Raw genomic sequence first — 20,114 nt, 5'->3', positions numbered from 1 at the left:
CGTTCAGTGTTCCTAGGGCGACCCTACTCATGTTGGGTTGCTGTCTGCACTTCCCACGATCAGCTCACGGCGAACCAGGCTCCCCGTCCCGCCCGAAAGATGTTGTACGCCCGAGACGTAAGCAACCGCCCCTCCAGCCCCCCTTCCGTAACCGCATCCCGGCCCGCCCCGCTCCCCCGCCCGGCCGTCATACTGGCGGCATGGGCAGCACGTCCACCCCGTCACCTGGGGCCCGCCCCAGGGACTGGATCCTGCACCTCGACCTCGACCAGTTCATCGCCGCGGTCGAACTCCTGCGCCACCCCGAGCTCCGCGGCAAACCCGTCGTCGTCGGCGGCACCGGCGACCCCACCCAGCCGCGCACCGTCGCCGCCACCGCCACCTACGAGGCCCGCGCATACGGCGTCCACTCCGGCATGCCCCTGCGCACCGCGCTCAGACGCTGCCCCGACGCCGTCTTCCTCCCCACCGACCCGCCCGCCTACGAGGCCGCCTCACAACGCGTCATGGACGTCCTGCGCGAGCACCCCGTCCGCGTCGAGGTCTGGGGCTGGGACGAAGCCTTCATCGGCGCCGCCACCGCCGACCCCGAGGCACTCGCCGCCGCCCTCCAGCACGCCGTACGCGAACGCACCCGCCTCGACTGCTCCATCGGCATCGGCGACAACAAGCACCAGGCCAAACTCGCCTCAGCCTTCGCCAAACCCGCCGGGATCTACCGCCTCACCAGCGACAACTGGGCCGAGGTCATGAACGACCGCCCCACCGACGCACTCTGGGGCATCGGCGCCAAAACCGCCAGGAAACTCGCCGCACACGGCCTGCACACCGTCGCCCAGCTCGCCGCCGCCGACCCCGCCGACCTGGCCCGCCACTTCGGCCCCACCAACGGCCCCTGGTACCGCTACCTCGCACTCGGCAGAGGCGAAGCCGAAGTCGTCACCACCCCATGGATCGCCCGCGGCCACAGCCGCGAGACCACCTTCACCCGCGACCTCACCGACGCGGCCGACGCCGCCGCCCACGTCACCGCCCTCGCCCAGCAGGTCGCCCGCGACGCCACCGAAGCCGGCCGCGAGATCATCCGCGTCACCGTGAAGATCCGCTCCACGCCGTTCCTGACCCGTACCCGCCAGTCCACGCTCCCCGCCCCCACCACCGACGCCGCCGTCATCACCGACACGGCCCGCGCCATACTCGCCCGCCACGACCTCACCCGCCCCATCCGTCTCATCGGCGTGGCCGTCGACTACACCATGCCCGCCCGCGAGACGGAAACGGAGCCGGGCCCCACCCCCGGCCCCTGAACCGCGGCCCTCACCCCACCCGCGTCACCCGCGAGTAGAACTCCGACCGCGCCTCTTCCTCGGCTCTGATCAGCTCCTCCAGCTCTTCATCAGAGACCACCACCTCATCGAACCCATACTCCGCCGCCGCCTCCACATAGGAGAGCGCACGGCGCACCACCTCCGGATCATCACGGAACTGCCCGATCCCGGTATTGCACGGCAGACACAGCACATGCCGCACCGCACCGGACCGGTGGCAATGATCCACGTGCTCCGGCGGCCGATCCCAGCACACCACGCACAACCCGTGCTGATCCGAGATCATCCGCTCGACGTCCTCATGCCGCACCCGATAACGCCGCGACAAGTGATACGTCCGCGTCCGCGCCACCGGAGAATCGCCACGCCCCTCAGGAAGGACCACGAACTCCGGCCACAGCACCTCACCTTCCAGGTAGAGCGCGGCCAGCTCCAGCAACACCAGGTTGTCGGCGAAATGCCCCAGCCCGTTGTTGCAGTTGAAGCAGAGCACGCCCCGAACCCGGCCGGTCGTGTGACAGTGGTCGACGAACGTCCCGGGAACGACCCGGCAGATGGCGCAGAGCCCGCCCTGGCGGGCGAGCATGCGCTCGAAGTCGTCCTCGGTGATCCCGTAGCGGAGCTTCAGCTTGTAGTTGCGATCGCTCCCGTGGTTCTTGATCCGGTTTTCCAGCGTCACCTGCTTGTGACAGGACTTGCAGTAACTCGTGAGGCCGTCTCGCGCGGCGCGATTACGGCCGAACTCTTCCTTCGCCTTGACGGTCGAGCATCGAGGGCAGTACTTGCACCCTTCGGGGACCTCGACCCGCTCGCGCACGGTCTTGCCCTGCTCGGCTCTGCGCTTGCGGTAACTCGCGGTGGAACGCCGCCGGAAACAGACCTTGCAGTAGCGTGCCCGCCCGTCGGGCATGCGCTTGTTGGCCCCGAACTCCGAGAGCTCTTTGACCTCCCGGCAGTCGGGGCACCGCTTGAATCCGTCCGGCGCTTCCACCTGACTTGTCCCTTTTGCCTGTCCGTTTTGCCCTACTGTCCGCCCTTTTGCACGTACGAGCGCACGAACTCCTCTGCGTTCTCTTCGAGAACTTCGTCTATTTCGTCCAGAATGGAGTCGACATCGTCCGTGAGCTTCTCCTGGCGCTCCTGGACGTCCGGCGACACGGCCGCCTCGGTCTCCTCGACCTCGGTCTCGCGCCGTCCGGCCTGCTTCTGACCACCGGTGTCCTTGGTTGCCATGTCCTACCTCCAGTGGGGGACTGCCTCTAGGGATATCTTCCCCGAACGGGCCGACATTTCGCGCCGATCGCTCCGCGATCTTGTTTTCATGATCGGCCGGCCCGGTCGTCCGGGCCCGGATCCCCATATCCGCAGGCTATGGGAGATGTCCGACATGTCGCCGATCAGGACTGATGTGCTCCTCATCACAGTACCGCTGGTGCGCTTGTGACCGTCTGGGCGGGCGCAGGCGCGCCTGCACGGGGCGATCGAGGGACGGCAGGAAGCGCACACGCGCCTCCAGAGGCCGGGCACGAGGTACGGGCCGAGCGGTGCAGGGGCGGAACGCGACGCGCGGCTGGGCAACACAGAGGCCGAGCGAGAGGTACGCCCAGAGCAGGGCACGGTCACGCCGGAACCGGCCTGCCGCGAGCACGGCCAGCGCGGCACGCCGACGAGCCCCCGCTCCGGGAAGAGCGGACGGCTGTGAGCCCCCAGTGGAGCGGGGCGGGCCGCAGCCCGGCAGAGCGGGGCGGGCCGCAGCCCGGTGAAGCGGCGCACGCCGCAACCCGGTGAAGCGGCGGACGCCGCAGCCCGAAGAAGCGGCACAGGCCGCAGCGATCATGAGGGGCGGCCGGCCCGGGGTGCGTCACTCGCCGCCGGTGAGCGCCGAGACGAGGTCGGCGGCGGTGCGGCAGCGGTCGAAGAGCTCGCCGACGTGGGCCTTGGTGCCGCGCAGCGGTTCGAGGGTGGGTACGCGCTGGAGCGATTCGCGGCCGGGGATGTCGAAGATGACGGAGTCCCAGGAGGCGGCGGCCACGGATTCGCTGTATTGGCTGAGGCAGCGGCCGCGGAAGTAGGCGCGGGTGTCGGTGGGCGGGTGTTCGACGGCGCGCTGGACCTCTTCCTCGGTGACGAGGCGCTGCATGCGTCCGCGGGCGACGAGGCGGTTGTAGAGGCCGCGGTCGGGGCGGATGTCGCTGTACTGCAGGTCGACGAGCTGGAGCCTGGGGTGCGACCAGGGGAGGCCGTCGCGGCTGCGGTAGCCCTCGAGGAGTTCGAGTTTGGCGACCCAGTCGAGCTCGCGGGAGAGCTGCATGGGGTCTTCGGCGAGGCGGGTGAGCACGGACTCCCAGCGGTCGAGGACGTCCTTGTTCATCTCGTCCTGGGCGGTGCCGCGCTCTTCGACGTATTTGCGTGCCTGCTCGAGGTATTCCATCTGGAGCTGGACGGCGGTGAGCTTGCGGCCGTCGCGCATGGGGATCTCGTAGCGGCAGGTGGGGTCGTGTGAGACGGCGCGGAGTGCCTGGACGGGGTTTTCGACGGCGAGGTCGCGGGTGAGGAAGCCCTCTTCGATCATGGCGAGGACGAGGGCGGTGGTGCCGAGTTTCAGGTAGGTGCTGATCTCGGACATGTTGGCGTCGCCGATGATGACGTGGAGCCGCCGGTATTTCTCGGGGTCGGCGTGGGGTTCGTCGCGGGTGTTGATGATGGGCCGCTTGAGCGTGGTCTCCAGGCCGACTTCGACTTCGAAGAAGTCGGCGCGCTGGCTGATCTGGAAGCCTTCGCCGCGGGAGTCCTGGCCGATGCCGACTTTGCCGGCGCCGGTGACGACCTGGCGGGAGACGAAGAAGGGGGTGAGGTGGCGGACGATGTCGGCGAACGGGGTGGCGCGCCGCATGAGGTAGTTCTCGTGGCAGCCGTAGGAGGCGCCTTTGGCGTCGGTGTTGTTCTTGTAGAGCTGGATGGGCGCGTTGGAGGGGATGGCGGACGCGCGGGTGGCGGCGTCGTACATCACCCTCTCCCCCGCCTTGTCCCAGATGACGGCGGCCCTGGGGTTGGTGCATTCGGGCGAGCTGTACTCGGGGTGGGCGTGGTCGACGTAGAGCCTGGCGCCGTTGGTGAGGATGACGTTGGCCAGCCCGAGGTCCTCGTCGGTGAGCTGGGTGGGGTCGGCCACCTCCCTGGCCAGGTCGAAGCCGCGCGCGTCGCGCAGCGGGTTCTCCTCCTCGAAGTCCCATCGTGCCCTGCGCGCGCGGGCCGCCGAGGCGGCCAGGTAGGCGTTCACGACCTGTGAGGAGGTCACCATCGCGTTGGCGCCTGGCTGGCCGGGTACGGAGATGCCGTACTCGGTCTCGATGCCCATCACCCGACGCACCGTCATGCAACACCCTCTGTTCGTCCGGGTCTGTCTATCCGCCGTTTATATGCCCGAGCCTATGCCCTTCACAGTGCCCCAGGGTCACAGAGTTATGGCACCGACGCCTTTTCCACCTGTACGGCCGGAGCTGCTGGGGTTTGTGGGGTTCTGCGGGGCTTGAGTAGCCGCTGGATGGGGCGTTCGGCAAAGGAGTAGACGAGATACGACAGCACGACGGCGGCCAGGGTCGTCACCGTGGCGACGGCCCAGGGCGGCAGGTCCCCGGTGAGCACGGGGATGAGGGCCACCGCGATGACGCTATGGAAGAGGTAAAGCGGGTATGTCGTGCCGCCGAGCGCGGTGAGGATCTTGGAGGGCCGCAGCCGGAGGAGGCCGAGCGCGACGAGGGCCATCGCGAGGTAGATGAGGGTGATGGTGACGATGACGCTCGTGTCGGTGACGGGCATGTTCTTGAACCCGGCGAGGTCGATCCTGCTGTGCACGCGGCCGAGCGCGGCGGGCAGTGACAGGCCGTATCCGGCGAGTACGTAGAGCCACGGGAGCCAGGCGCTGCCGTGTTTGTGGATGAGGTAGAGGGCCATGCCGGCGATGAAGTAGGGGGCGTACTTCGGCATGACGATCTCGTCGAGCACGGGGTTCTCGAGGAGCCTGGCGGCGACGGTGGCGGCCAGCCAGAGGCCGGCGAAGATCAGGACGCGGCCGTAGGTGACGCCGGCGATGACGAGGATGGCGATGAGGAGGTAGAAGCGCAGCTCGGCCCAGAGCGACCAGTAGACGCCGCTGGCATCTGTGATCTTGAACAGGCGCTGGAACATGGTGGCGTTCACCAGGTACTCGCCTGGGGAAAGTTTTGGGTTCAGCGGCTTGGCGCCGGTGAGGGCGTACAGGGCGGCGATGGCGGCGAGGCTGAGCCAGTACGCGGGGTAGAGCCGCACGAGCCGGGAGCGGGCGAACGCGCCGAGCCCGCGTCCCCAGACGCTCATGAGGATGACGAATCCGCTGATGACGAAGAACAGCTCGACACCGAGGATGCCTAAGCCCGCGAAGGGGGCGAGCGCGGGGAACAGCTCGGCGGGGCGGTCTCCCCAGACGCTCGCGTAGGCGACGAGGTAGTGGAAGGCGACGACGGCCAGGGCGGCGAGGAAGCGCAGCAGGTCGAGTTCGGCCAACCGGCCGTTCCCCCGTGCGTGTCGTGACCGATTGGGTGCGTGCACGCCCCTTGGACGTCACATTGATCACTCTGGTTCCATCCGTCCCTCTGTTCCCACCAGCAACACGCGTGACGTGCCGTCGAGGGCGAGCGCGGCGCGGGCGGCAGAGCTGAGATGGAGCAGACCGGCGGCTCCCGCGGCGCCGCAGCCGGACAGGTGGACGCCGTGGCCGGCGAGCAGTCGTGCGGCCTGTTCGGCCTGCTCGTCGGTGACGGTGATGTAGAGGTCGGCGAGGGTGCGCAGGAGGTGGTGGGCGATGAGCGAGGGTTCGCGGCAGTCGAGCCGCCCGAGCGCGGTGCGGCTTGGGGGCAGCCGGACGGGTTCGCCCGCGCGGGCGCTTTCGAGCAGGCAGGCCGCGCTCTCGGGCTCGACGACGACGATCTTGGGCTGCTCGCCCCACCGGTCGCGTACGTATCCGGCCGCGGCGGCGGCCAGCCCGCCCACGCCGGCCTGGACGAACACGTGCGTGTACGGCCCGCCGGCGTCGGCGGCCTCGTCGACGAGCACGCTGTAGCCGCGCATGACCTCCAGGGGGATCTCGGTGTAGCCGGGCCATGAGCTGTCGGACACCAGCCGCAGGCCGTGCCGCTCGGCGTCCCGGCGGGCGGCGGCCATGCTGTCGTCGTAGTCACGGCCGCTGCGGCGCACCTCGGCGCCGAGGCCGCGCAGCCGGTCAGCGAACGTCTCGGGCACGCTCTCGCTGAGGTGGACGACGCAGGGGACGCCTGCTTCGGCGGCGCCGGAGGCGACGGAGATGCCGTGGTTGCCGGCGCTGGCGCAGACGAACGGGGCGCCGCCGGGTTCGCGCTCGGCGAGCAGGTGCACCGCGTACGCGCCGCCGAGCGCTTTGAAGCTGCCGAGCCCCATCCGTCCGCTCTCGTCCTTGATGTCGGCGGCGAGGGCGCCGGCGAGGCCGGGGATGGCGCGCAGGGGTGTGGGCCGGTAGCGGGGGTGGCGGGCGATGCGGGCGCGGGCCTGCCGGGCGTGCCCGGCCCCGATGAGCGCGCGGTCGTGCGCGGTGTACGGGGCGCGGGCGGGGTTGGCGAATTCCATGATCGCCATGCTAGGCGGGGGCGGCCGGGTGGTCTCGGGCGGCGGCGACGGCGGCCTGGCCGAGGCTGAGCCCGCCGTCTCCCGGCGGCACGCGGACGTGCCGCAGGACGCGGAACCCGGCCGCGCGCAGCCGCTGAAGGGTGCGGTCGAGGAGCAGCGCGTTCTGGAAGAGCGCGCCGGTGAGTGCGACGGCGGTGAGCCCGGTGGCCTGCCTGAGCGCGACGCAGGTGCGGGTGACGGCGGCGGCGAGTCCGTTGTGGAAGCGGCCGGCGATGGCGGCGGTGGCGGTGCCGGCGGCGAGGTCGTCGGCGGCGGCGCGGACGAGGTCGGCGGTCTCGACGACGAGCGGTCCCTCACCGGTGGTGAGCGCCGCGGGATAGGCGGCGGTTTCGGCCGGATCGGCGTGCTGTTCGAGCTCGGCGGCGGCCTGCCCCTCGTAGGTGATGGTGTCGCGCAGGCCGAGCAGCGCGGCGAGCGCGTCGAACAGGTGGCCCGCGCTGGAGGTGAGCGGCGTCTCGCGGCCGGTGCCGGCCTGCTGGAGCGCTCCGGCGAGCCGGTCGCGCAGGCCCGGGTCGCAGGGGTGGTCGCCCAGGTAGGCGGCGGCCATGCGCAGGGGGCGGCGGGCGGCGGCGGGCCCGCCGGGCATGGGGACCTGGGCGAGGTGGGCCAGGCGCTGGTAGCCGGTGAGGTCGGCGCGCAGGAACTCGCCGCCCCAGATGGTGCCGTCGGGGCCGTGGCCGATCCCGTCGAGCACGACGCCGATGACGGGGCCGAGGTCGCCGTTGTCGGCCAGGCAGGCGGCGACGTGGGCGTGGTGGTGCTGGACGGCGACGTGGCCCGCGGCGGTGAGCTGGAGCGCGTGGCGGGTGGCGAGGTGGCCGGGGTGCGCGTCGTGGGCGACGATCTCGGGCCGGATGCCGAGCAGGTCGCAGTAGTGGCCGACGGCACTGGCGAAGGCGCGCAGGGTGTCGTGGTCGTCGAGGTGGCCGAGGCGCTGGGACAGGTGGGCACGGCGGCCGTCGAGCAGGCAGAAGGTGCTGTCGATGGTGGCGCCGCAGGCGAGGACGGCGCGGGGTGCGGGGCGGCGCAGCGCGATGGGGTCGGGGGCGTGGCCGCGGCCGCGGCGCAGCACGGTGATCTCGCCGGCGAGGGGGCGCAGGACGGTGTCGTCGGCGCGGGTGCAGATGGCGCGGTCGTGGGTGAGGAAGGCGTCGGCGATGCCGGACAGGCGGGTGAGGGCGTCGGCGTCCTCGTACGCGATGGGCTCTCCCGCGACGTCGCCGCCGGTAAGCGCGAGGGGCTCGCCGAGCTCGGCGAGCAGGAGGTGGTGCAGCGGCGTGGCGGGCAGCGCGATGCCGAGGATGCGGTGGCCGGGCGCGACGGAGGGCGCGACGGGCGCTCCGGGGCGGCGGGGCAGCAGCACGACGGGCCTGGCGGGGCCGGTGAGGAGGGCCGCGGCGGTGTCGTCGATCTCGCAGCAGCGGCGGGCCTGGGCGAGGCCGGCGGCCATGACGGTGAACGGCTGCTCGGCGCGGTGCTTGCGGCCGCGCAGGGCGGCGACGGCGGGTTCGCAGGCGGCGGCGCAGGCGAGGTGGTAGCCGCCGGGGCCTTTGACGGCGATGACGCGGCCGGTGCGCAGCAGCGCGGCGGCGCAGGTGACGGGGTCGCCGCACAGCTCGGTGCCGCGGGCGTCGCGCAGCTTGAGCGCGGGGCCGCAGGCGGGGCAGCAGGTGGCGGGGTCGCCGAAGCGGCGGCTGTCGGGGTCGTCGTGCTCGCGGGCGCAGTCGGCGCACATGGCGAAGGGGGCCATGGTGGTGTGCGGCCGTTTGCGGGGGCGGGCGCGGGTGATGCCCAGCCGGGGGCCGCAGTTCGCACAGCCGGTGAAGGGGTAGCGGTGGCGGCGGCTCGCCGGGTCGGCCAGCTCGCGCAGGCAGTCGTCGCAGGGGGCGAGGTCGGCGAGCGCGGCGGCGGTCCGGAGGGCTCCGGGGTCGGCGGTGGCGATGGTGAAGCCGCGGTGTCCTGCGGGTTCGCCGCTGACGACGGTGACCCGTTCGATCTCCGACAGGGCGGGCGCGTCGCGTTCGAGCGCGGTGAGGAACTCCTCGACGCCGGTACGGGCGCCCTCGATCTCGATGTGCACACCGTTCACGTCGTTGCGGACCCGGCCGGACAGGCCGAGGCGGCCGGCCAGCGAGCACACGAAGGGGCGGAAGCCCACTCCTTGGACGATGCCTTCGACGTGCACGTCGACGCGTTTGAGCGTGGTCACACGGCCAGTGTGCGCCTGCAGGGGGTGCCGTGCATGTGATCGGGCGTCCTCGGCGCGCCGCGCGGGGGACGCATCACGTCTTTACGGGACGTAGGGGAACGCGGCAGGGCCGCGCGGTGGTGTCCGCGCGGCCCTGCCGTCTGGAGACTTCTACAGGTACTGGCCGGTGTTGGCGACGGTGTCGATGGACCGGCCGGCTTCGGTGCCCTGCTTGCCGGAGACCAGCGTGCGGATGTAGACGATCCGCTCGCCCTTCTTGCCGGAGATGCGGGCCCAGTCGTCGGGGTTGGTGGTGTTGGGCAGGTCCTCGTTCTCGGAGAATTCGTCCACGCAGGCCGTGAGCAGGTGCTGCACGCGCAGGCCCTTCTGGCCGGTCTCGAGGTACTGCTTGATGGCCATCTTCTTGCCCCGGTCGACGATGTTCTGGATCATCGCGCCGGAGTTGAAGTCCTTGAAGTAGAGGACTTCCTTGTCGCCGTTGGCGTAGGTCACCTCGAGGAAGCGGTTCTCCTCGCTCTCGGCGTACATGCGCTCGACGACGCTCTGGATCATCCCCTGGATGGTGGCCTCGCGGGAACCGCCGTGCTCGGCCAGGTCGTCGGGGTGCAGCGGCAGGTCGGGGACGAGGTACTTCGAGAAGATGTCCTTGGCGGCCTCGGCGTCCGGCCGCTCGATCTTGATCTTGACGTCCAGGCGGCCGGGCCGCAGGATCGCCGGGTCGATCATGTCCTCGCGGTTGGACGCGCCGATGACGATGACGTTCTCCAGGCCCTCGACGCCGTCGATCTCCGACAGCAACTGGGGAACGATGGTGTTCTCGACGTCGGACGACACGCCGGAGCCTCGGGTGCGGAAGATCGAGTCCATCTCGTCGAAGAACACGATCACCGGGGTGCCCTCTGAGGCCTTCTCACGTGCCCGCTGGAAGACCAGGCGGATGTGCCGCTCGGTCTCGCCGACGTACTTGTTGAGCAGCTCCGGGCCCTTGATGTTGAGGAAGAAGCTCTTGCCGGACTGGCCGGTCTTCTCCGCGACCTGCTTGGCCAGGGAGTTGGCGACGGCCTTGGCGATGAGCGTCTTGCCGCATCCGGGCGGGCCGTACAGCAGCACGCCCTTCGGGGGACGGAGCTTGTGCTCGCGGAACAGCTCGGAGTGCAGGTAGGGCAGCTCGATGGCGTCCCTGATCTGCTCGATCTGCCGGCCGAGGCCGCCGATCTCCTCGTAGGAGATGTCGGGGACCTCTTCGAGCACGAGCTCTTCGACTTCGGACTTGGGTATGCGCTCGTAGACGTAACCCGAGCGAGGCTCCAGCAGGAGCGAGTCGCCGGCCCTGATGGGCTGGCCGATGAGCGAGTCGGCCAGCCGCACGACGCGCTCTTCGTCGGCGTGCGAGATGACCAGGGCCCGCTTGCCCTCGTCGAGCAGTTCTTTGAGCATCACGATCTCGCCGACCTCTTCGTAGCCGAGTGCTTCGACCACGTTGAGCGCCTCGTTGAGCATGACCTCCTGGCCACGCCGCAGCTGGCTGATGTCGACGGACGGGCTGACGTTCACCCGGAGCTTGCGGCCCCCGGTGAACACCTCGATCGTGCCGTCTTCTCTGGCCTCGAGGAAGGTGCCGAAGCCGGATGGCGGCTGCGCCAGCCGGTCGACCTCCTCCTTGAGAGCGACGATCTGGTCCCGGGCCTCCTTGAGTGTGGCGACCAGGCGCTCGTTCTGGCCTGTCACGGCCGCGAGATTCGCCTGTGCCTCATGGAGACGCTCTTCGAGGACCCTGGCCTGACGGGGTGACTCGGCCAGCTTCCGCCTCAGCGCGGCGATCTCCTCTTGGAGGAAGGAGACCTGTGTTGAAAGATCAGCGACCTCCCGTTCGCGCTGCGCGGCTCGAGCCTCAGCATCATCGCGAGCTGCCACGCCCCGTCACCTCCTTCCCAGTCGAGGGCGACTACTTAGGACCTTACCTATCTCGGGCCCCTCCGTAACCTGGCCGGGCAGTGTTCGTAGAGTGACAATCAGTATTCGGTGAATAATCCCCAATAGGGCGTTTAATACTCCCAGCATAGGAACACGGCGATCTGTTCCCGTGTCACGCACCGGCGCACCCTCGTGGCCAAATTGTCATAGTTCCTCGGTCGTCCCCTTCGGTCGGCGGCGGCGCGGCGGCGGGGTCACGCCGTCGGCCATGCGGCGGGCGGTGACGAGGAACCCGGTGTGTCCGATCATGCGGTGATCGGGTCGTACGGCGAGTCCTTCGACGTGCCAGTCGCGAACCAGGGTCTCCCACGCATGCGGCTCGGTGAAACACCCGTGATCGCGAATGGCCTCGACCACTTTGGACATCTGCGTGGTCGTGGCGACGTAGCAGCAGATCACGCCGCCCGGCGTGAGCGCCTTGGCGGCGGCGTCGAGGCACTCCCACGGGGCGAGCATGTCGAGGATGACGCGGTCGACGTCGGCCTCGTCGATGGAGTCCGCCAGGTCGCCCACCACCAGGCGCCAGTTGTCCTCCATGGGGCCGCCGAAGAACTTCTCGACGTTCTTGCGCGCCACGCCGGCGAAGTCCTCGCGCCGCTCGTACGAGGTGACGCGGCCCTCGGGGCCGACCGCGCGCAGCAGGAAGCACGTCAGCGCGCCCGAGCCGACGCCGGCCTCGATGACCCTGGCGCCGGGGAAGATGTCGGCCATGCCGACGATCATCGAGGCGTCCTTGGGGTAGATCACGGCCGCGCCGCGCGGCATGGCGAGCGTGTAGTCCTGCAGCAGGTGGCGGAAGGCGAGGTATTGGGTGCCGCCGGAGGAACGCACCACGGAGCCTTCCGGCTGTCCGATCAGATCGCTGTGCGGGATGGCGCCCTTGTGCGTGTGGAAGACGCCGTCCTCTTTGAGCGTGATCGTGTGGCGCTTGTTCTTGGGGTCGGTGAGCTGCACCTGATCCCCCACCTGGAAAGGCCCATGCCTGCGGAAACCCATGGCGGCAAGGTTATAGGGCTTTCGGGGGCGTCAGGACGCACGATATCTATGGGGGATGCTCCCTCGCGATGTGATCTCCGCCGGCCCGCTGATCCTGCGTCCTCCCGTGGAGGCGGACGCGCCCGCGATCGCCGAGGCCTGCGGCGACGCGGTCACCGCGCGGTTCCTGCCGGGGCTGCCGTGGCCGTACTCGGTGGAGGAGGCCCGCGAGGAGATCAAGCGGGCGGCGATGCGCTGGGAGGACGGCGGCGCCGCCTTCGCGATCACGCGCGACGGCCGGTACGCGGGCGCCGTCTGGGTGAGCCCGCCCGACCACTGGGAGACGGCCGAGATGGGCTTCCTGGTGGCGCCGTGGGCGCGCGGTGAGGGCGTGGCGGCGACGGCGGCGCGGGCGGTGACCGACTGGCTGTTCGACCGCGGGGTGCGCAGGGTCGAGCTGCAGGCCGAGGTGGAGAACGTCGCGGCGCTGCTGGCGGCCTGCCGTGCCGGGTTCGTCGAGGAGGGGCGGCGGCGCGACGCCGTGCGGCTGCGCGACGGCCGCTGGGCCGACCTGGTGACGTTCGCCAGGCTCCGGGGCGAGGCGGGCGCGCGCACGGAGCCGTACCTGCCGTTCTTCCCCGGCGGCGAGCTGAGCGACGGCGTGGTGCGGCTCGCGCCGCTGACCGTCGAGGACGCGGGCGACTTCCACCGGATGATGGCCGAGCCGAGCGTGGCCGCGTACTCGGTGAGCCCGCCCCGGTCGCTGGAGGACGACGAGCGGCGCTGCCGCTACACCGGCTACTGGTGGGTGTCGGGGCAGCGCATCGAGCTGGCGATCAGGGACGCCGCCTCCGACGCCTTCGCGGGGCATCTGCAGCTCATGGAGGTCGCGCCTCCTTTGGGACAGGCGATGATCGGCTACTCGCTGCTGCCGGGCTTCCGCGGGCGCGGGTTCATGACACGGGCCGTACGGCTGCTGGTGGACTGGGCGTTCGCCGCCACGCCGCTGCACCGGATCGTGGCCGGGACCGACGCCGGCAACCTCGCCTCGCAGGCGGTGCTGGAACGTGCCGGGTTCCAGCGGGAGGGGCTGCACCGGGAGCTGCTGCCGCGCCCGGACGGCACGCGGGGCGACGACGTGCACTGGGCGGTCCTGCGCTCCTCCTGAGGGGTCTTGCCTGCCCTCCCAGGGGCCGGAAGAGGAGTTCGGAGCCGGCCGGAGGGATAGCGGCGAGGCCGGGGCGGCCTGAGGGCCTTTCCGTTTTGGGGACGTATGGTGCAGTTGCGGCAGGAAAGGCGTTAAGAGCGGGCAAAAATCCCGATTTCCTCTTGAGGGCTGGCCAAGTGCCGCATCGAGGGCGATAGTCAGGGAACCCCGCGGGCGAGTTTCGCGAACGGGCTGCGCGATCTCGCCCACTCCCCGCCTCGAGGGAGCACCGCGATGCCATACAACCGTGTCGATATCGCCGTGCGTGAGCTCATCACCGTGTTCTCCGGCGTGGAGCTCACCGACCTGATCGATCGGCTGGCGCGCGCCGCCGCCGCGGTCGCGGGCGCCGCGTACGCCGGGTTCGTCCGCGTGGACCCGCTGCGGGAGGAGGCGTGCTGCGTCCACGTGCACGGCCCGCCCGGCGATCCGCTGCGCCTGCGGCCGTGGCTGCACGAGTCGGGGGTGCTGAAGGAGCTGGCCGTCTCGGCGGCGGCCCTCCGGCTCTCTGCGGACCGGTCGGTGGGCGAGCCCGGTTTCCTGGCCGCGTCCGTGCCGGCGTCGGCGTGCGATCACGCCTTCGTGTGGGTCGCGGGACGGGAGTTCTCCGACGCGGACGAGCACCTGCTGAGCCGGTACGCCACCGCCGCCGGGAGGGCTCTGGAGGCGGCCAGCGGGATGGAGGCGGCGGTGCGGCTGTTACGCAGCGTACGGGCCTTCCGGCCGTCTCCGCGCTGATCCCGGCGGCGCTCTTGGGGACAGGCCGGATCACCGGATGCGGACGGCCGGTTCTCAGGCGCTTTTCCCGGAAAAGCAGTCGTCAATCGCATTCAGCCGACGAAAGATCTTCGATTTCTACTGGGCACGCAGACATATGTGAATTGCCGGGAGCGCGGAATTCGGCAGCCGATTCCTCCCTCCCCCGCGACCGCCGGATCCCCGTCCGCGCCCGGGGATCCGGCCCTCCCGGCCCGCCCCCTCGCAAGGGCACGGCTCCGCCGGAGGGACGCGCGCCGCCCCGAGAGCCTGCTGGGCACTTGAGCGGCTGTAGCGTGGCCGTCCATGAGGGTGCTCATCGTGGGTGGCAGCGGTCTTCTCGGCGGCGAGCTGGTACGGCTCTGCGCCGCCCAGGGCCACACGGTGGCCGCGACCCGCTTCTCATCGCCACCCGGCCCCGGCACGCCCCGCACGAACGGGCCCGCGCAGGACGTACGCCCGGGAAGCGACGGCCCGAGCCCAGAGCCGGTCACGGCGGACGGGCGCCCGGTGACCGGCGGGCCGAGCCCGGCGCCGGGAGCGGCAGCGACAGGCGGACCTGCGCCGGGTGAGCGGCTCGGGCCTGACCTGCGGACGCGGCCGAGCCCGACGACCGTGGCCGGTGGGCCGAGCCCGGCGCCGGGAGCGGCAAGCGGATGCGGGACGTGTGAGTGGTTTCGGCTGGACGTGCGGTCGCGGGCGGCTGTGCCGGCCGTGATCGGTGGCTTCCGTCCCGATGTGACGATCAATGTGGCGTACCGGTCGGGCGACTGGGCGACCACGGCGGATGGCGCGGCGAACGTGGCGGCCGCCGTCGCCGCCTCGGGTGGCCGCTTGGTGCACGTCTCCAGTGACGCCGTCTTCTCGGGCGACGCGCCCTCCTACGACGAGACGTGCCTGCCCGACCCGGTCAACCCGTACGGGGCGGCCAAGGCGGCGGCCGAGACGGCCGTGCGGGCCCTGGTGCCCGGGGCGGCGATCGTCAGGACGTCCCTGATCGTCGGTCACGGCGCCTCGGCGCACGAGGCCTTCGTACGCTCGCTGGCGACCGGCTCGGCCACGGGCGTGCTGTTCACGGACGACGTACGGTGTCCCGTCCACGTCTCGGACCTGGCGGCGGCGCTGCTGGAGATCGCCGAGCGGGGCCTGCCCGGCGTGCACCACGCGGCCGGGGACCAGGCTCTGAGCCGCTACGAGCTGGGCCTGCTCATCGCCCGCAGGGACGGCCTCGACGAGAAGCGCCTGCGCCCGGGGCTACGCGCCGCCGGCGGAGTGCGCGGGCCGCTGGAGGTCCGCCTGGACTGCTCGGCGACCCGCCGCAGGCTCCACACCCGCCTCCGCCCCGCCTCCGAGTTCCTGGCCCCCGGCCACTCCTGACCCGTCGCCATCGCCCGCCCAGGCACGTGCACAGGGCCTGGGGGATGCCCTCATGGCCGGGTGCCGGGCACACCGCCCGCTCCTCTCATCCGCAGCACGACGCTCCGGCCTCCGCTAACCGGCGTCCGGTCCGTCGCAGATGCCGCCGGCGAAAGCCCTGGATTTCGTGCCACGGGGTGTGAGCGTCCGTGCGGTCTTCCCGGAGAGCGGGACCCTGCACACCGCACCGATTCGAGGGTGCGGCGCGTCACGGGGTGCCGGGTCTGCAGCGGCGGCCCCGCGGACGTGGGCGTCCGCGCCGGCCACCCCCGAGACCATTCAAGATCAGCGCGGCGGTTCCGCGGGCGTGGGCGTCCGTGTGCCGCGCGGGTGCGGCCCTGCTCGATCTTCCTGCTCGAAGCCGCCGCCTCACGTCCCTCCGCGGCCGAAGGGCGACGTTCGATGCGCCGGGCGACGCCGGGTGACCTCGTGCCCTGCGCAAACCTAAGACCCCGTGCAGAGCGCGGACGCCCGCGTCCGGCGCTCAGTGCACTGGACGCGGGCGTCCGCGACGAGAGCTAGCCCCGGTGCGCCTCGAAGCGGAGCGTCCGGGAGACGCCCACCCGCACGGTGGTGCCGGGGGCGATGGTGACGGGCTCGTTCGGCGGGATGTCGTAGAAGTTGGGGTCGCCGGGCGGCTGGATCTGGGTGCCGTTGACGGAGCCCAGGTCCACCAGGTTGACGTCCCAGCCGTCGAGGGCGACGCGCAGGTGGCGCCGGGAGACCGAGCCGTCGGGGCTGGTCACCTTGGCGGGCCTGGCGCTGCCGCCGGCCACCTCGGGCGCGCGCTCGGGGTCGCGGCCGAGCAGGTAGTCGGTCTCGAGGGGCAGCGTGGTGCCGTCGTCGAGGATGAGGACGCCGAGCGAGGGGCGCGGGCCCTTATAGGGGACGAGCGTGCGCTGCACGAGGGCGATGCCGCAGACCGCGCAGTAGGGCGAGCGCGGGTCGTTGAAGTGGTCGTTCTTGCAGTCGACGCCGTAGACCATGGGCCGGTCGCCGTGCTCGGGCTGCTCCTGCTGCTGTGGGGGCTGGCCGGGCTGGTCGTAGGGGTCGGGGGTGCCCAGCACGGGCGGCGCCGGCTGGTCGTAGTGGTCGGGCGGGCCCATGGGCTGGGGCACCGGGTGGTCGCCTGAGCCGTTGCCCGAGGCGGGCTGCGGTTCGTCGAAGGTGGGGAACTGCTGCTGCTCGGGCTGGGGCGGCTGCTGCTCCTGCGCCGGCTGGAAAGGCGGCTCGGGCGGCGTGAGGTAGGCCGGCTGCTCCTGCTGGTAGCCGGAGTCCTGCTGCTGGTAGGCGGGCTCGGGCTGGAACGGGGGCTGCTCGGCGGGCGCGGGCTGCGGGCCCGACGGCGGGCCGGGCGTGACCGGCGGCTGGTCGGCCAGCGGGTAGGGGGGCCGCTGCTCGGCAGGCTGCGGCTGGGGCTGCTCGGCCGGCTGCTGGGCGGGCGGCTGGGCGGGCGGCTGAATGAGGTCGGGCTCCATGTGGAGGCCGGTGGCGGGCATCTCGCTGGTCAGCATCCTGGCCGGGGCGGCCTGCCGCGGCTGGTCGGTGAGGTCGCCGATGATGCCGCCGCCGTGGACGACACCGCCGTCGAAGCGGACGGCGGGGTGAGGACCGCCCGCGCCGGGCAGGCTGAGCTCGACGCGCTCGACCGGGCCGTTGACGAGGCGGTCGGCCCAGGTCAGGCTGTCGCTGCCGGCCAGGCGCGTCTCGCCTGCCTGGGTGGTGACGGTGGCGGATGCGGATCCGCTGACGAGGACGGCGACGCCGTCGCCGACCGGTCCCGCGACCGCGCAGGTGGCGGGGTCGCCCGCCATGTCGGCCGCCAGGACCTGCGCGGCGCGGCGCGCCAGCGCGCGGCCGTCGCCGCCGGACTCGGCGGTCTCGCGAAGCGCTTCGATCAGCGCGTCGGCGGCGGATTCTCCCGAGTCGCACACCAGCAGCAGCCCGCCCATGTAGGCGACGAGCCCGTTTCCAGGAAGCGGACGCACCACTCCGAATCCATGGTCGGTCATGCGTCCTCCCTCAAGACGACCGTGCTGCGCTCATTGGTGCCCTCGCTGCGCTCGGTCACTCAACTCTCCTCCCCGGAAGCCGGCGATGTTACGGCACCCCGCACTGCCGTGCTGGCCACCAGCCATACGCATACCCAGACGCAGAGGCCGTGTCGCGGCCCCGTCGTCTCGATTCGATGAACCGGTGGGCCGCAACAAACCTCTTAACTGTGCAAGTTTGGCCAAACAGAACACTATCGGCCAGTCGTCACATCGCAGTAATCGCACGGGGACCGGCGGTGAGCCGGTGCGAAACTGCTGGGCACGACCCTATCCATGGGCAGCCGGTTAAACGAGTGGGACATATCAGACGCCGATGAAAACCCTGTTCACATCGGACGTGGCGAGCACGCCGTAGATCTCTCCGGTGCGCTCGACCAGCAGGTACTCGCTGCCCGGGGCGTCGCGCATGGCCTCGATGAGGGCCTCGCCCGCCAGGTCGGCGTTCAAGATCATGGTGGGTTCGAGCGTCTTGGCCAGCGAGGCGACGTTCACCCAGGGGCGGCGGTGCTCCGGGGTGGCCTGGACGGCGGCCTCGCTCACGATCGCCAGCGGCTTGCCCTCGTGATCGACCACGACCAGCGCGCCGGCGCGCGCCTCGGCGGCCTGGCGCAGCGCCTCCGACAGCGGCGTCTCGGCGGTGACGGGGATCGCCCTGCGCGCCAGCGTACGGGCGTTGACCTGCGGAATCCTCTCCTTGATCTTGGCGACGCGCAGCGACTGGGTGGCGCCCATCCAGATGAACGAGGCGAGCACCATCGGCCACAGCAGGTCGACGGGGTCGAACTCGCGCTCGCTGGTCAGCGCGGTCACCAGGGGGAAGGCGATGAGCAGCACGGCCAGCACCCGCCCGCCCCAGGCGGCCACGACGGTGCCGGAGCCGGGGCTGCCCGCCACCTTCCACACGCCGGCGCGCAGCATCCTGCCGCCGTCGAGCGGCAGCCCGGGCAGCAGGTTGAAGACGCCGACGATGAGGTTGGCGAACCACAGCTGCCAGGTGAGCACCTCAAGAATGCCGCCGCCGTTGATCAGGAAGACGTCGGCGAGCAGGCCGAGCCCGGCCAGCCCGAGCGAGAGCATGGGGCCCGCGGCGGCCACCATGAACTCCTTGCCGGGCGTGGGCGGCTCCTTCTCGATCTCGGAGACGCCGCCGAGGAGGTAGAGCGTGATGCGGCGCACCGGCAGCCCGTACGCCTTGGCGAGCACGCTGTGCGCCAGCTCGTGCAGCAGCACCGAGACGTACAGCAGGACCGCGAAGAGGAAGGCGACGCCGTAGGCGGCGAACTCGTCGAGCTGCGGCAGCATCTGCCGCATCTGCGGGCCGAACATCATGGTGATGAAGCCCGCCACCAGGAACCAGGTCCAGGAGACGTACACCGGAATGCCGAAGGGTCTGCCCATGCGTAGACCGGAGAACTCCTGTCGCGGCCTCTGCTCGCTCACCGCACTCCTCGTCCCAAACGTGCTGTTGCTGCCTTGATGCTACGCGCCGGATCACGTGATCCTCGTTGCGCGAAGGTTATTCTGTCGGCGTCTTGACCTAGAGTGCGGTGCATGACCTTGACCGAGCCGGTGATCATCGGAGCTCTCTCCCGTCCCGGGCGGGCGATTTCATGACCTGCCCCCTGCTCTATCGCTTCCGGGTGATCGATCAGCTCCCCGAGAAGCCGTCGCAGGCGGCGGTGCGCGGCACGGTGGTCCACGCGGTGCTGGAGCGTCTGTACGACCTTCCCGCGCCGCGGCGTTCGGTTCAGGCGGCGCTGGAGCTGCTGGAGCCGCAGTGGCGGCGGCTGCTGGATGAGGAGCCTCAATACGCCGAGATGTTCGCCGACGAGGCGGAGCAGGCGGAGTGGCTGGCGCAGGCGCGCGGCATGCTGGAGCGCTACTTCACGCTGGAGGACCCGACGCGGCTGGAGCCGGCCGAGCGGGAGCTGTACGTGGAGGCGGTGCTCGACGGCGGGCTGATGCTGCGAGGCTACGTCGACCGGCTCGACGTGGCGCCGACCGGCGAGATCCGGGTCGTCGACTACAAGACGGGCAGCGCGCCGGGCCCGGAGTTCGAGGCCAAGGCGCTGTTCCAGATGAAGTTCTACGCGCTGGTGCTGTGGCGGCTGCGCGGCCAGGTGCCGCGGCTGCTGCAGCTGGTCTATCTGGGCGGTCAGGGCGAGGTGCTGCGGTACGCGCCCGACGAGGCCGACCTGCTGGCCACCGAGCGCAAGGTGACGGCACTGTGGGCGGCGATCGAGCGGGCGCTGGAGACCGGCGAGTGGCGGGCGCGCCGCAGCCGGCTGTGCGACTGGTGCGACCATCAGGCGCTGTGCCCGGAGTTCGGCGGCACCCCTCCCCGGTGCCCGACCGGCAGCCCGGCGACACCGTGCGCAGCACCCGGCGGTCGGCGACCGACGAGCTCTGACTGAGCGCCGGCCCCGCCGCACCGGCCCGGATGACGGTGCAATCCTCCCGAGGTAGGAGGTTGCGGGCTCTCACCTGGTCTTACAGTG

15 protein-coding genes are annotated in these 20,114 nt (G+C 71.2%); 5 read left to right on the top strand and 10 right to left on the bottom strand.

The genetic code is table 11. The features are described from left to right. Window positions 1-200: 200 nt before the first annotated feature. A complete protein-coding gene (locus tag WBK31_RS09350) occupies window positions 201-1,307 on the top strand; it encodes a DNA polymerase IV (protein WP_406674642.1) in 1,107 nt (368 codons plus the stop codon). 10 nt (window positions 1,308-1,317) lie between these two features. On the opposite strand, the gene WBK31_RS09345 is transcribed toward WBK31_RS09350, so the two are convergent. The 8 genes from WBK31_RS09345 to WBK31_RS09310 form a co-directional block, all read right to left on the bottom strand. Beyond that, on the bottom strand, window positions 1,318-2,319 hold the full coding sequence (locus tag WBK31_RS09345; RefSeq protein WP_406674641.1) for an endonuclease VII domain-containing protein: 1,002 nt from the start codon (window positions 2,317-2,319) through the stop codon (window positions 1,318-1,320). A gap of 32 nt (window positions 2,320-2,351) precedes the next feature. Further along, the gene (locus WBK31_RS09340; RefSeq protein WP_364065382.1) at window positions 2,352-2,561 is read right to left on the bottom strand and encodes a ubiquitin-like protein Pup; all 210 of its coding nucleotides are present in this window, start codon (window positions 2,559-2,561) and stop codon (window positions 2,352-2,354) included. A 628-nt stretch (window positions 2,562-3,189) separates the two neighbouring features. Beyond that, window positions 3,190-4,704 (bottom strand): depupylase/deamidase Dop, encoded by a 1,515-nt coding sequence (gene dop / locus WBK31_RS09335; protein ID WP_364065384.1) that lies wholly within the window; start codon window positions 4,702-4,704, stop codon window positions 3,190-3,192. An 86-nt stretch (window positions 4,705-4,790) separates the two neighbouring features. Beyond that, the gene (locus WBK31_RS09330) at window positions 4,791-5,870 is read right to left on the bottom strand and encodes an acyltransferase (RefSeq protein ID WP_364065386.1); all 1,080 of its coding nucleotides are present in this window, start codon (window positions 5,868-5,870) and stop codon (window positions 4,791-4,793) included. A 66-nt stretch (window positions 5,871-5,936) separates the two neighbouring features. Then, the gene (locus tag WBK31_RS09325; protein ID WP_406674640.1) at window positions 5,937-6,965 is read right to left on the bottom strand and encodes a pyridoxal-phosphate dependent enzyme; all 1,029 of its coding nucleotides are present in this window, start codon (window positions 6,963-6,965) and stop codon (window positions 5,937-5,939) included. Between the two features lie 10 nt (window positions 6,966-6,975). Then, the gene (gene hypF, locus WBK31_RS09320) at window positions 6,976-9,234 is read right to left on the bottom strand and encodes a carbamoyltransferase HypF (protein ID WP_364065392.1); all 2,259 of its coding nucleotides are present in this window, start codon (window positions 9,232-9,234) and stop codon (window positions 6,976-6,978) included. Window positions 9,235-9,384: 150 nt separating this feature from the next. Further along, entirely contained in the window at window positions 9,385-11,148 is a 1,764-nt protein-coding gene (gene arc / locus WBK31_RS09315; protein WP_364065395.1) for a proteasome ATPase, read from the bottom strand. 204 nt (window positions 11,149-11,352) lie between these two features. After that, the gene (locus WBK31_RS09310) at window positions 11,353-12,204 is read right to left on the bottom strand and encodes a tRNA (adenine-N1)-methyltransferase (protein WP_364065398.1); all 852 of its coding nucleotides are present in this window, start codon (window positions 12,202-12,204) and stop codon (window positions 11,353-11,355) included. Between the two features lie 55 nt (window positions 12,205-12,259). Between WBK31_RS09310 and WBK31_RS09305 the strand changes: the two genes are divergently transcribed. The 3 genes from WBK31_RS09305 (at window position 12,260) to WBK31_RS09295 (ending at window position 15,523) form a co-directional block, all read left to right on the top strand. Next, window positions 12,260-13,351 (top strand): GNAT family N-acetyltransferase, encoded by a 1,092-nt coding sequence (locus WBK31_RS09305; protein WP_406674639.1) that lies wholly within the window; start codon window positions 12,260-12,262, stop codon window positions 13,349-13,351. A 273-nt stretch (window positions 13,352-13,624) separates the two neighbouring features. After that, window positions 13,625-14,128 carry a hypothetical protein gene (locus WBK31_RS09300; RefSeq protein WP_406674638.1) on the top strand — a complete coding sequence of 168 codons (504 nt, stop codon included), beginning with the start codon at window positions 13,625-13,627 and terminating at the stop codon, window positions 14,126-14,128. Between the two features lie 633 nt (window positions 14,129-14,761). Beyond that, complete coding sequence (locus tag WBK31_RS09295) at window positions 14,762-15,523, top strand: sugar nucleotide-binding protein (protein ID WP_406675467.1); 762 nt, start codon at window positions 14,762-14,764, stop codon at window positions 15,521-15,523. A gap of 557 nt (window positions 15,524-16,080) precedes the next feature. On the opposite strand, the gene WBK31_RS09290 is transcribed toward WBK31_RS09295, so the two are convergent. Further along, a complete protein-coding gene (locus tag WBK31_RS09290) occupies window positions 16,081-17,574 on the bottom strand; it encodes an FHA domain-containing protein (protein WP_406674637.1) in 1,494 nt (497 codons plus the stop codon). 345 nt (window positions 17,575-17,919) lie between these two features. Beyond that, the gene (locus WBK31_RS09285; RefSeq protein ID WP_364065411.1) at window positions 17,920-19,014 is read right to left on the bottom strand and encodes a site-2 protease family protein; all 1,095 of its coding nucleotides are present in this window, start codon (window positions 19,012-19,014) and stop codon (window positions 17,920-17,922) included. A gap of 242 nt (window positions 19,015-19,256) precedes the next feature. Here WBK31_RS09285 and WBK31_RS09280 point away from each other — a divergent pair, with 242 nt between their 5' ends. After that, entirely contained in the window at window positions 19,257-20,030 is a 774-nt protein-coding gene (locus tag WBK31_RS09280; protein WP_406674636.1) for a RecB family exonuclease, read from the top strand. Window positions 20,031-20,114: the final 84 nt, after the last annotated feature.

The organism is Nonomuraea sp. N2-4H (assembly GCF_045291505.1).
In the GTDB taxonomy this organism is placed as follows: domain Bacteria; phylum Actinomycetota; class Actinomycetes; order Streptosporangiales; family Streptosporangiaceae; genus Nonomuraea; species Nonomuraea fastidiosa.
This window is presented reverse-complemented; position numbering and strand designations above follow the sequence as displayed.

Coding starts and splice junctions, on each gene's coding strand:
- WBK31_RS09350 (WP_406674642.1), top strand. CDS start 201: ATGGGCAGCACGTCCACCCCGTCACCTGGGGCCCGCCCCAGGGACTGG.
- WBK31_RS09340 (WP_364065382.1), bottom strand. CDS start 2,561: ATGGCAACCAAGGACACCGGTGGTCAGAAGCAGGCCGGACGGCGCGAG.
- dop (WP_364065384.1), bottom strand. CDS start 4,704: ATGACGGTGCGTCGGGTGATGGGCATCGAGACCGAGTACGGCATCTCC.
- WBK31_RS09325 (WP_406674640.1), bottom strand. CDS start 6,965: ATGGAATTCGCCAACCCCGCCCGCGCCCCGTACACCGCGCACGACCGC.
- WBK31_RS09310 (WP_364065398.1), bottom strand. CDS start 12,204: ATGGGTTTCCGCAGGCATGGGCCTTTCCAGGTGGGGGATCAGGTGCAG.
- WBK31_RS09305 (WP_406674639.1), top strand. CDS start 12,260: ATGCTCCCTCGCGATGTGATCTCCGCCGGCCCGCTGATCCTGCGTCCT.
- WBK31_RS09300 (WP_406674638.1), top strand. CDS start 13,625: ATGCCATACAACCGTGTCGATATCGCCGTGCGTGAGCTCATCACCGTG.
- WBK31_RS09290 (WP_406674637.1), bottom strand. CDS start 17,574: ATGACCGACCATGGATTCGGAGTGGTGCGTCCGCTTCCTGGAAACGGG.
- WBK31_RS09285 (WP_364065411.1), bottom strand. CDS start 19,014: ATGGGCAGACCCTTCGGCATTCCGGTGTACGTCTCCTGGACCTGGTTC.